The organism is Fusobacterium perfoetens ATCC 29250 (assembly GCF_000622245.1).
GTDB classification, from domain to species: domain Bacteria; phylum Fusobacteriota; class Fusobacteriia; order Fusobacteriales; family Fusobacteriaceae; genus Fusobacterium_B; species Fusobacterium_B perfoetens.
The window spans coordinates 1-11,712 of sequence record NZ_JHXW01000012.1 but is presented as its reverse complement, the minus strand read 5'-3'; the positions used below and the strand labels follow the sequence as shown (position 1 = coordinate 11,712).

The window sequence follows — 11,712 nt, the reverse complement described above, 5'->3', positions numbered from 1 at the left end:
AAAAAATGAGCCTTTTTTAAATGATTTTTTTATTATTGATTTTTTATGTAGAATATAGTATCATATTATTATATTTATATTTCATTATTTTTATTATTGATATGGAGAGATTTACATGGAATTTAATGATGAAACAAAGATAAAAAGATTCAAGATAATTGAGCCTTTTTTAAAAAAAGAAAAAAAACTTAAAGAGATAGAAAGTGAAACTGGAATATCTTATGCTACCCTTAAAAGATGGATTAAATCTTACAAAGAAAAAGGTGTTCTTGGATTAGAAAAAAAAGAAAGGGAAGATAAAAATTCTTATAAGTCAATAGATGAAAATGGAGTAGATTTGATAAAAAAAATCTATTATAAAGAGGGGGAGTCTAACTTATCTAAACTTTATAATAATTGTCAAAAATATTTAAAAGAAAAAAATTATAATATAAGTTATCCTACTTTTTATAGAATTTTAAATAATATTGATGGTTTTTTCAAAAAAACAACTTCATATCATCTTTCAAAAATAAAAAGGTCAAATGAAGTTTTTGTTATTGTTGAAACTCCTTTATATATAATAGTCCAAGCTCATAAAGTTGTAGTTCCAACTCTAGTACTTATGTTTGATGCTTCAACTTTAGATATTATAAATTATTCTCTTAATACTGAACCTACAAATATCTATTCTATCTTGGGATTTATGAGAGAAAGTATATTAAAAGTTTCTTCTTTAACAGAAAAATTTTCTAAACCTAAAGAAATATTATTAGATTCTGATATTAATATTCCTAAAAATATATCGAAAAAAATTTTTGATAAAACTAATATAAAAATTACAAACTATCAAAATACTGATAAAGAACTTGAAAAATTTATCTCTCTTTTGAAAGAAGATTTATATAAAATTTTTACTGATAAAAATAAAATATTTTCTCTCAATTCATTAGAAACTTTTTTGGATTCTTATATATATCTTGACGAAAATAAATATAATTACATTATTGATTACAAAATTTTAGAAAATAAGGTTTTATTTAGAGAATTAGATATTTTTCTACAATCAACAACTAGAAAAGTTACAGGTTCTAGCATAAGATTTAAAAATAATATTTTCAAATCTAAACTACTTGAAAAATTAGAAGGGCTAGATATCGAAATTAAATTTAATCCTATAAAACTGAATATTTTTTATTTATTTTTTAAAAATGAATTTTTAGGAACTATAAATTTATAAAAATTATTTGACAAATAAAAAAAACTGTGATATATTTTTTCCTATAAAAATAAAAAGGAGGTCATACTAATGTTACAATCTTTAAAACTAAGGAACTTTTATACTGTTATAAATCTAAATAGTTTTTTTGATTGTAGGTATTATTCTGTCCTTTAGTATGTACTTTTATTTTAATTTATTTAATTTTGTATACTACTGACGAAATATCTATTTCGTCAGTTTTTTTATTTATTTTATTTTTTAGGAGGTATTTATGAAAAAACTTATTTTACTTTTTATGCTTTTATTTGGAACTTTATCTTTTGCAACTAAAAAACTATATGTTGGAACTAATGCTGAATACAAACCATATGAATACATTGAAAATGGTAAAATCGTTGGTTTTGATGCTGAACTTATGGAAGCTATATGTAAAAAATTAGGATATGAAGTTGTTTGGAATAATATCGCTTTTGATGGATTAATTCCAGCCTTACAAACAAATAAATTAGATGCTATTATAGCTGGTATGAAACAAACTCCAGAAAGACAAAAAGCTGTTACATTTTCAATGCCTTATTTATTAGTTGCTTCTGATGAACATTTTATCTTAGTTAATAAAGACTCAAAATTAACTTCTAAAGATGAGTTAAAAGGGTTAAAAATTGGAACTCAATTAGGAAGTGTTCAAGAAGAATTTGCTAAAAAAATGACTGATATTGATAAAGTAATTCTTTACAACTCTTGGACTGGAGCTTTAATGGATGTTGAAAACAATAAAATAGATGCTGTTATTCTTTCTGATACTTCTGCTACTGAGTATTTAAAAACTATGAAAGATTTAAAAAAATTAGATACTATAAAAGATGAAAAACCTGGAGCTTCTATAGCTTTCAAAAAAGGAAATATTGAGTTAGCTGAAGCTTCTAATAAAGCCATTATGGAATTAGTTGATGAAGGAACTTATCTAAAAATATTACAAAAATATTTCCCTGAAAAAGTAGATAAATTCTTACAACTTTATCCAAATCAAAAATAATCCTAAATAATTTTATTTTCTATAATATAAAAGGGACTATTACATTCACTAAAATTGTTAATAATAACAAAAAGTTTCTAGTAGTCCCTTTTATATAAAATTTATTATTTTTTTAAATATTTTTTCAAATATTTACCTGTATAACTTTTTCTTGATTTTGCCACTTCTTCTGGAGTTCCAACTTTTACAATAGTTCCTCCTCCACTTCCACCTTCTGGTCCAATATCTATTATATAATCTGCTGTCTTTATAACATCTAAGTTATGCTCTATTATTACAACAGTATTTCCTTTTTCTACAAGTCTATTTAAAACTTCTAACAATTTTTTTACATCATCAAAATGTAATCCTGTAGTTGGTTCATCTAAAATATATATTGTTTTTCCTGATGAAGTTTTAGATAATTCAGAAGCTAGTTTTATTCTTTGAGCCTCTCCACCTGATAAAGTTGTAGCTGGTTGTCCTAATTTTATATAACCTAATCCCACATCAACTAAAACTTTTAATTTTCTTTGTAGAGATGGTATATTTTGGAAAAATTCATAAGCTTCATTAATACTCATATTCAGAACGTCTGATATTGTTTTTCCTTTATAATAAACTTCTAAAGTTTCTTTATTATATCTTTTTCCATGACACACATCACATTCTACATATACATCTGGTAAAAAATTCATCTCTATTTTTAGAATTCCAGCTCCTTGACAAGCTTCACATCTTCCACCTTTTACATTAAAAGAAAATCTACCTTTTTCATATCCTTTCATTTTAGCATCTTTTGTTTGAGCAAATATGTCTCTTATCTCATCAAAAACTTTTGTATAAGTAGCAGGATTTGAACGAGGTGTTCTTCCAATAGGACTTTGGTCTATATCAATAACTTTATCAAGATTTTCTAACCCTTCTACTTTATCATAAGGTAAAGGATAAAGTTTTCCATTATTTAATTCATTAAAAAGTATTGGAAACAATGTTTGATTTATAAGAGTTGATTTTCCACTTCCACTTACCCCTGTTACAACAGTCATTACTCCTAATGGAATTTCAACATCTATATTTTTTAAATTATTTCCTTTAGCTCCATAAAGTTTTATAGTTTTAGAAAATTCTCTTCTTGTTTTAGGAACTTCTATCTTTTTCTCACCTCTTAGGTATTCCCCAGTAAGAGATTTTTTACTTTTCTTTATATCTTCTGGAGTTCCAAAAGCAACTAATTCTCCTCCAAATTCTCCAGCCCCTCTACCTAAGTCAAGTATCCAATCAGCTTGATTCATAGTATCTTCATCATGTTCTACTACAACTAAAGTATTTCCAATATCTCTAAGTCTATTTAAAGATTCTAAAAGCTTGTCGTTATCTCTTTGATGTAAACCTATACTTGGTTCATCTAATACATATAAAACTCCTGTTAATCCTGAACCAATTTGAGTAGCAAGTCTTATTCTTTGACTTTCTCCACCTGATAAAGTTTTTGTTCCTCTAAAAAGTGATAAATAATCTAAACCAACATTTATCATAAATTTTAATCTTTCTCTAATCTCTTTTAAAATCTCTTTGGCAATTTTTTCTTGTTTTTCTGTAAGAGTTAAGTCATTAAAAAAGTCCAAAGCTTCTTTTATACTTAATTGACAAATATCTATTATATTTTTATCATTTATAGTTACTGCTAAAACTTCATCTTTCAATCTTTTTCCATGACAATATTTACACTCTTTTTCTATCATAAATTTATTTTCTAACTCTTCTTTTTGAGCTTCAGAAAAACTTTCTTTATATCTTCTTTCTAAACCTTTTACAATTCCATGAAACTCTCTTAAACCATGGAAAGAAAAATCTCCTCCCTCGTAATCAAATCTGTATTTTTTATTTGTTCCATGAAAAATAATATCTATTTTATCTTTTGGTAAATCTTTAACAGGAATTGTGCAATCTATATTAAAAGTTTTACACATTGCCAAAAACATCTCCCATGTCCAACCTTTTCTTGTAGAAGCACCTGGAATATATATTCCTCCCTCTAAAATAGACAATTTTTTATCTATAAAAAGTTTATTTTCATCTATTTCTAAATTTTGTCCTATCCCATTACAATGAGGACAAGCTCCATAAGGAGCATTAAAAGAAAATAATCTTGGAGTAAGTTCTGGAATACTTATATCATCATGATAAGGACAAGCATAATTTTCACTATATAGATTGTCTACTCCATCTACATTTATAATTATTTTTCCTTCTGATAATTGAACTCCAGCTTCAATAGATTGAGTTAATCTTGTTTCAAATTCTTTATCATCTTTTTTCAATACAAGTCTATCTATTACAACTTCTATATTATGTCTTTCATTTTTATCAAGATTTATTTCATCTTCTAAATAAAGAATCTCTCCATTTACTCTAGCTCTTACAAAGCCTTTTTTCACTAGATTTAAAAATAAATTTTTATGTGTTCCTTTTTTATCTTTTACAACAGGTGCTAATATTATCATTTTAGATTTTTCTGAAAATTTTTCTAAAATATTTTCTACAATTTCTTCTATGCTTTTTCTACTAACTTCTGTTCCACATATTGGACAATGTGCTTTTCCAATATGAGCAAATAAAAGTCTCATATAATCATATATCTCTGTAACTGTTCCAACTGTAGACCTTGGATTTTTATTTGTAGTTTTTTGCTCAATAGAAATTGCTGGAGATAATCCTTCAATAGAATCCACCTCTGGTTTTTTCATTTGACCTATAAATTGTCTTGCATAAGCTGAAAGACTTTCTACATATCTTCTTTGCCCCTCTGAATAAATTGTATCAAAGGCAAGAGAAGATTTTCCACTTCCACTTACTCCTGTTACTACTACAAATTTATTTTTAGGAATTTCTACATCTATATTTTTTAAATTATGTTCTCTAGCACCTTTTATCACTAATTTATCTAACATCTCTCACCTCAATTTTATATCTATATGTATATAAAATTATAAATTTATATATAAATATATTAACTTTTATGTTATAATCTAATCATATTTTATTTTAGGAGTACAATTATGAAAATACTTGGTATAGACCCTGGTACAGCAATAGTGGGATTTTCAATAATAGAATTGGAAAATTCATCTTTAAAACTTTTAGACTATGGTTGTATCTATACAGATAAAAATCTTTCTATGAACGATAGATTACTAATAATTTTCAATGAACTTGAAAAAATTATCAACAAATATTCTCCAGACCATATGGCTATTGAGGAATTATTTTACTTTAAAAATAATAAAACTGTTATCTCTGTAGGGGAAGCCCGTGGAGTTATCTTATTAGCTGGGATAAAAAATAATCTTTCTATCTATGAATATACACCATTACAAGTAAAAATAGGAATTACTGGTTATGGAAAAGCCGACAAAAAACAAGTTCAACTTATGGTTAAAACTATTTTAAAATTAAAAGAAATTCCCAAACCAGATGATGCAGCTGATGCTATAGCTATAGCTATAACTCATATTAATTCTTTAAAAAATTTACAATACTCAAATATTTCTTCCCAAGCTCTTTCTACAAAAAATCTTTCCAAAACAAAAATGTCAGCTAAAGAGTTTAGAGAATTATTATTAAATTCTAAATAAAAAAGAACAGGAGACCTGTTCTTTTTATTTTTTCTTATTTAGCTTCCATATAACGCTTTTCAATTAAATCCCAATTTACTATTGTCATATATTTTTCTATATAAGTTGGTCTTAAATTTTGATAGTCTATATAATAAGCATGTTCCCATACATCTATTGTAAGTAATGGTTTGTAACCATCTTTTAATGGAGTATCTTGGTTTGCAGTTTTTATTATTTGTAATTTTCCATCTTTTAAAACTAACCAAGCCCAACCAGAACCAAATAAAGTTGCTGCTGCTGTTTTAAATTCTTCTACAAATTTTTCTACACTTCCAAAATCTTCTTCTATTTTAGTTTTTAATTCACCTTTTAACTCTGTAGAGTTTGGTTTTGTTAAAGCTTGGAAATAGAAATTATGATTGTAAACTCCTCCACCATTATTTGTTACTGCTGTTAATACATCAGTTGGTACTCTATCTAAATTTGATAATATTTCTTCTAATTCTAGATTTTGTAAACTTTCATACTTTGCTAAAGCAGCATTTAAGTTATTTGTATAAGCATTAAGATGTTTATCTCTGTGAAATTCTAAAGTTCTTTGACTAATTGCAGGTTCTAAATCTGTATAACTATATGGTAATTCTATTAAACTAAATGGATATTTCATTTGTAACCTCCCTAAATTTTTCTTTTCATTTTTATAATGATTACAACTTATAATACATTTTACCATATTTTTTTATTTTTTACAAGTTTTTACCTAGATTTCTATTTTATTTTTTCAATTTCTATATAATTTATATTTTTATTAAATTTATTTAAGAATAATTGTTCAAACTCTGTTAAAACATTATCAACAGCTTTCTCACTTTTATGTAAATCATTAGTGTGGTAAACTACTTTGTAGTTTTCTAATTCTTTTGATAATTCTAATACATCTAAATAATATTGGTCATGGTCTGTTTTAAAGAATAATTTTCCTCCAACTTTCATAACTTTATCTAAAGTTTCAAATAAAGGTTTTTGAATTATTCTATTCTTTTCATTTCCTTCCCATGGGTCAGGGAAATTTATATACATTCCCTGTATCTCTCCCTCTCCTATAAAATCAAGAATTTGTTCTCCAAATCTTCTTAAGAAAACTACATTTTTTAAATTAAAGTTTTTAGATTTTCTAGCTGATGAATGTAATCTTTTAAATCTTAATTCCATAGCCATATGGTTTCTCTCAGGGTATTTTTGACACATTCCTATAGCAAAGTTTCCACTCCCTGAACCTATTTCTATATATATTGGATTATCATTTCCAAAAAATTCATTCCATCTATTTTTATATGAGTCCATTAAATCACTATCATACATTATATATTCTGGAAACTCTTTTAGTCTCTCCATATATGGATTATAATGTTTTTTAGGCTTTTCAAAAAAATGTTCCCAATATTCTTTTTCTTTTATTTCTTTCATTCTCCCTCCAAATTATAAGTCACTTACTATTTTCTCTGCCACATTTTTATTAGCATTGAAAAATTCCTCTATCTCTTTTTCTTTTGAATTTTCTTTTTCTATTTTTAAAATTATTTCATATATTTCATCAGAATTTTTTACTTTATAACCTATCTCTCTTCTAAGGACTTCTTTTGCTATATCCTTAACATTTTGTAAATATTCTCCAAAAATTGGAGTTTTTCTATAAAATAATGGCTCTAACAAACTATGTCCTCCAATATTTACTAAAGTTCCTCCTACAAAAGATATATCTGCTATAGAGTAAAACTTTCTTAAAACCCCCATTTTATCAACAATCAATATTTTATAATCCTGTTCTTCTATATTAGTTTTTTCCTCTAATTCACTAAACTTTTTATAAATAATTCCCATATTTTTTATTGTACTTTCTAACTTAGGAATTCTATCTAAATGTCTAGGAACTAATACTACTAGATAATTTTCTAATTTTTGTAGAGCTTCTATTATTATTTCATCTTCCCCTGTTCTTGTACTTCCAGCTACAAATATTTTTTTATCTTTTGCTAGAATTTCTTTTTTTAATTGTTCTTTTTCATCAAAAGAATAATTTTGTAATTCTATATCAAATTTTAAATTTCCTGTAACTATGACTTTTTCAGGAGTTGCTCCCAAACTTTCAAATCTCTCTTTATCTATCTCTGTTTGAACATAGTATTTTTCTATTTTATTAGTTAATAAACTCTTTAAAACACCTTTTATTTTTAAATATTTCTTATAACTTTTATCAGAGATTCTTCCATTAACTGAAAACACTTTTCCTTTTTTATAGGATAAATTTATTAAATTAGGCCAAATTTCAGTTTCAATAAGAATCAATCCCTTAAGATTAATAATTTTTAAGATTTTTCTTATTAAAAAATAATCATCTAAAGGAAAATATATCACTTTCACTCTATTGTTTGCTGAATATTTTTTTACAGCTGTTTCATAGCCTGTATCTGTAAAAGTACTTATTAATATATCTTCATCTTTTTTTTCAAGAATTTTTTTTACTAAAGAATCTGTTAAATTTACCTCTCCAACAGATGAACAATGAATCCAATAATATTTATTCTCACTTTTTAAAAATTCAAAGTTTTGAGAAAATCTCTTTCTTATAAATTCTCTTTTTTTCTTATCAAATATACATACAAAGAATAATATTATATATATAATCACTCTTAAAAAATTATATATCATATTTCTCCCCATCTCTTTTAGCTTTTTGTTGTCTGGCTACTCCTATAAATACTCCTAATTTTGCTACTGTTTCTTCTATAGTATCTCCATCAGTATTTATTTCAACAGCATCTTCTGCTTTTTTTAATGGTCCTTCTTTACGAGTAGAATCTATAAAATCTCTTTCTAGTATTCCAGCTAGAACTTTATTATATTCCTCTTTTATTCCCTTTTCTTCATAGTCTTTCATTCTTCTTCTAGCTCTTTCTTCTGGAGAAGCTACTAAGAAAATTTTTAAATCAGCATTAGGGAATACTACTGTCCCTATATCTCTACCATCTAATATAACATCTTTTCCAAAGCTTATTTTTCTTTGTAACTCTACCATTTTTTCTCTTACTTCTTTTATTTTAGCTACATATGAAACTAAAGCTGTAACTTCTGGAGTTCTTATCTCTTTAGATACATCTTTTCCATTTAGATAAAAACTATCTTTATCTATATCAATATTTATTAAAGGTAGGTGTTTATCAATATTTTCTTGTTTATTTAGACTTATATTATTTTCTAAAAAATATAAGGCACACATTCTATACATAGCCCCTGTATCTAAATAAGTCATTGAATATTTTTTAGCCAAAATTTTAGCTACTGTACTTTTTCCACTTCCTGCTGGTCCATCTATTGCTACTATAAAATTTCTCATAATTTCCCTCCAAAATTATCTATTTTTCATTAAAATAGCTCTCCACTCTTTATCAGCTTTTATTTCTAAAATTTCTAAACCTATTTCATTTATAGCTTTTTTCATTTCGTCTAATTTATCCTCTATTATTCCAGAGAATATTATAATTCCATCTTCTTTTACCACTCTTGATATATCTTTAAGAAGTATTAATAATACATCAGCTAAAATGTTAGCAACAACTACATCAAATTTCTTATCTTTTACTACTGATATTAAATCTCCTACATAGGCTTTTGCCTTTTCTTCATCAACTTTATTTAAAGCTAGGTTTTCTCTGGCTACTTCTACAGCCATTGAATCTATATCAGTTCCTACAATCTCTTTTGCTCCTAATTTTTCAGCAGCTATCATTAAAATTCCTGAACCTGTTCCAACATCTATTACAGTATCATCAGAAGATATATTTTCTTCCATAAGTTTTATACATAATGAAGTTGTTGGGTGAGTTCCTGTACCAAATGCTCTTCCTGGGTCTAACTCAATCACAAGCTCATTTTCTTGAGGTTCATATTCTCTCCAAGTAGGTTTTACAACAAATCTTTCACTTATTTTTTGAGTATAGAAATATTTTTTCCAACTGTTTTGATAATCTTCTTCATCATATTCAAAAAATTCTATACTATATATAATATCATCTCTATCTTGAAACTTATTATCAAAAGCTTCTGTGATAGCTATTTTTCTTCTTTCTGAATAAGGATTTATTGGAAAATAAGCTGATACAGCATTTTCAACCATTAAAAATTGTTTTTCATCTTTGTAATAATCTAAAGAATTTTTATGTGTCAATGGTTCTTCTATTTTTAAACCTGTAGCACCAAAGTCATAAAATACATCTCCTATTTCTTTTTTTGCTTTTTCTAAATCATCACTTTCAAATACAACTTTTATCTCTAATACTTTCATTAAATTTCTCCTACATTATTTCTATTTGACTTAAAGAAAGATTTATTCTGTCTATTCTTGTACATTCTCCAGTTTCTTCATCTATTTCAACATCTATTCCGTTTAATCTCTCTAAACCTTTTGCTATTTCAAATCTTTGTGGTAGACAATTTATAAATTTTGGAATAACACTTTCATTATCCATTCCAATTATACCATTATCAGAACCTGTCATTCCAACATCAGAAATATATCCTGTTCCCTCTAATAATATTTTCTCATCAGCTGTTTGTACATGAGTATGTGTTCCATATAAAAGAGAGATTTTTCCATCAAAATGCTTTCCTAAAGCAATTTTTTCAGAAGTTGCTTCAGCATGGAAATCTACTATTATAATTTTACAAGTTTTTTTCATTTCTTCTACTACTTTTCCTAAAACTTGGAAAGGACAATCTATTGGTGGCATAAATACTCTTCCTTGAATAGATACAACACCTACATTTACTCCTTTTCTACTTTTTACAACAGTATATCCTTTTCCTGGTACTCCCTCTGGATAGTTTACAGGTCTTAATAGTCTATCTGAATTTTCTAAATAAGTATAAATCTCCTTTTTATCCCAAATATGATTTCCACTTGTTATAACATCTACTTTTTTCTCAAAAAATTCCTCTGCTATTTTTGCTGTAATTCCAAAACCAGCAGCTGAATTTTCTCCATTTACAACTATAAAATCATATCTTTCTCCAACTTTTTTTAAATATTCCTCTAATGTTTTTCTTCCAGGACTTCCTACAACATCTCCAATTACTAATACTCTCATTTTTCCTACTTTCTTTTTATTTTTTTATTTTATAATTCAGTATTTTATTATATCATTTTTTTTATGAAAATTAAATATTGGAAATTTATTTTTATCAATAAACAAGTACTATAATAAAAATTTATTTTTATTTTACAAAATAAAAATAAAATGATATAATTTTATTAGGAAGATATTTTTTTATTGAAAAAATTTTCCACTGGGGAAAAATATTTTTTCGCCAAAAAAATGGAAGTTTTAACTTCTGAAAATAATTATTAAGTATACAACCTATTAATCTATAAATAAAAATCACTCTTTTTAATCTAAGGTGTAATTATAACCCCTGATTTACGAGTGATTTTTTATATTTTACTTTATAATTCTTTATTTTTATTGATATTAAGTTATTATAAATATCTATTTTTGGTATATAATTAGATAGTTTTTATATAACAAAAACTCGAGATTTCTCTCGAGTCCTTGTATTATTTAAAACTAGAATTTATAACCTATTCCCATTCCTACTGTCCATTCATCTTTTGAGTTTTCATGTTCAAACGCATAGTTTCCTCTTACATCAAATGATAGTCCTTTTTCTGTTGATACTTCATATTTTCCATTTAATGAGAATGTATCTGCTTTTTCTCCTACTAACATATCAAAGTTACTTCCACCTACAAATCTTCCTGTTAAGTATTCTTCTTTATCTCCACTAAAGAAAGTATTATAACTTACTCCTAATGTTAATTC

At 25.6% G+C, this 11,712-nt stretch carries 10 protein-coding genes and 1 pseudogene; 3 read left to right on the top strand and 8 right to left on the bottom strand.

Features of this window, described 5'->3' with window-relative positions; genetic code table 11:
- Positions 1–115: 115 nt before the first annotated feature.
- On the top strand, positions 116–1,219 hold the full coding sequence (locus T364_RS0105280; protein ID WP_027128646.1) for a helix-turn-helix domain-containing protein: 1,104 nt from the start codon (positions 116–118) through the stop codon (positions 1,217–1,219).
- Between the two features lie 253 nt (positions 1,220–1,472).
- Positions 1,473–2,237 carry a basic amino acid ABC transporter substrate-binding protein gene (locus T364_RS0105275; protein ID WP_027128645.1) on the top strand — a complete coding sequence of 255 codons (765 nt, stop codon included), beginning with the start codon at positions 1,473–1,475 and terminating at the stop codon, positions 2,235–2,237.
- 104 nt (positions 2,238–2,341) lie between these two features.
- Here the strand turns inward: T364_RS0105275 and uvrA are convergent, their stop codons facing one another.
- The gene (uvrA, locus tag T364_RS0105270) at positions 2,342–5,170 is read right to left on the bottom strand and encodes an excinuclease ABC subunit UvrA (RefSeq protein WP_027128644.1); all 2,829 of its coding nucleotides are present in this window, start codon (positions 5,168–5,170) and stop codon (positions 2,342–2,344) included.
- A gap of 108 nt (positions 5,171–5,278) precedes the next feature.
- Between uvrA and ruvC the strand changes: the two genes are divergently transcribed.
- Positions 5,279–5,854: a crossover junction endodeoxyribonuclease RuvC gene (gene ruvC, locus T364_RS0105265; protein WP_027128643.1), complete on the top strand. Its 576-nt coding sequence runs from the start codon at positions 5,279–5,281 to the stop codon at positions 5,852–5,854.
- A gap of 34 nt (positions 5,855–5,888) precedes the next feature.
- Here ruvC and T364_RS0105260 read toward each other — a convergent pair whose 3' ends face one another.
- From T364_RS0105260 to T364_RS11125, 7 genes and pseudogenes are all read right to left on the bottom strand, one after another.
- The gene (locus T364_RS0105260) at positions 5,889–6,503 is read right to left on the bottom strand and encodes a superoxide dismutase (RefSeq protein ID WP_027128642.1); all 615 of its coding nucleotides are present in this window, start codon (positions 6,501–6,503) and stop codon (positions 5,889–5,891) included.
- 101 nt (positions 6,504–6,604) lie between these two features.
- Positions 6,605–7,303 (bottom strand): tRNA (guanosine(46)-N7)-methyltransferase TrmB, encoded by a 699-nt coding sequence (gene trmB / locus T364_RS0105255; RefSeq protein WP_027128641.1) that lies wholly within the window; start codon positions 7,301–7,303, stop codon positions 6,605–6,607.
- A 12-nt stretch (positions 7,304–7,315) separates the two neighbouring features.
- Positions 7,316–8,545, bottom strand: a complete 1,230-nt coding sequence (locus T364_RS0105250; protein WP_027128640.1) for a 3-deoxy-D-manno-octulosonic acid transferase — start codon at positions 8,543–8,545, stop codon at positions 7,316–7,318.
- Positions 8,535–9,230, bottom strand: coding sequence for a (d)CMP kinase (cmk, locus tag T364_RS0105245; protein WP_027128639.1), 696 nt, complete (start codon positions 9,228–9,230; stop codon positions 8,535–8,537). Before cmk ends, T364_RS0105250 begins: the two co-directional genes overlap by 11 nt.
- Positions 9,231–9,245: 15 nt before the next feature.
- The gene (gene prmA, locus T364_RS0105240; RefSeq protein WP_027128638.1) at positions 9,246–10,178 is read right to left on the bottom strand and encodes a 50S ribosomal protein L11 methyltransferase; all 933 of its coding nucleotides are present in this window, start codon (positions 10,176–10,178) and stop codon (positions 9,246–9,248) included.
- A gap of 10 nt (positions 10,179–10,188) precedes the next feature.
- Positions 10,189–10,980: a TIGR00282 family metallophosphoesterase gene (locus T364_RS0105235; RefSeq protein WP_027128637.1), complete on the bottom strand. Its 792-nt coding sequence runs from the start codon at positions 10,978–10,980 to the stop codon at positions 10,189–10,191.
- Positions 10,981–11,457: 477 nt separating this feature from the next.
- Positions 11,458–11,712, bottom strand: a pseudogene (locus T364_RS11125) (autotransporter outer membrane beta-barrel domain-containing protein); the annotation flags it as partial.

Bases quoted from the DNA above. Each gene is read 5' to 3' on its own strand.
- T364_RS0105280 (WP_027128646.1), top strand. From the start codon at position 116: ATGGAATTTAATGATGAAACAAAGATAAAAAGATTCAAGATAATTGAG.
- T364_RS0105275 (WP_027128645.1), top strand. From the start codon at position 1,473: ATGAAAAAACTTATTTTACTTTTTATGCTTTTATTTGGAACTTTATCT.
- uvrA (WP_027128644.1), bottom strand. From the start codon at position 5,170: ATGTTAGATAAATTAGTGATAAAAGGTGCTAGAGAACATAATTTAAAA.
- ruvC (WP_027128643.1), top strand. From the start codon at position 5,279: ATGAAAATACTTGGTATAGACCCTGGTACAGCAATAGTGGGATTTTCA.
- T364_RS0105260 (WP_027128642.1), bottom strand. From the start codon at position 6,503: ATGAAATATCCATTTAGTTTAATAGAATTACCATATAGTTATACAGAT.
- trmB (WP_027128641.1), bottom strand. From the start codon at position 7,303: ATGAAAGAAATAAAAGAAAAAGAATATTGGGAACATTTTTTTGAAAAG.
- T364_RS0105250 (WP_027128640.1), bottom strand. From the start codon at position 8,545: ATGATATATAATTTTTTAAGAGTGATTATATATATAATATTATTCTTT.
- cmk (WP_027128639.1), bottom strand. From the start codon at position 9,230: ATGAGAAATTTTATAGTAGCAATAGATGGACCAGCAGGAAGTGGAAAA.
- prmA (WP_027128638.1), bottom strand. From the start codon at position 10,178: ATGAAAGTATTAGAGATAAAAGTTGTATTTGAAAGTGATGATTTAGAA.
- T364_RS0105235 (WP_027128637.1), bottom strand. From the start codon at position 10,980: ATGAGAGTATTAGTAATTGGAGATGTTGTAGGAAGTCCTGGAAGAAAA.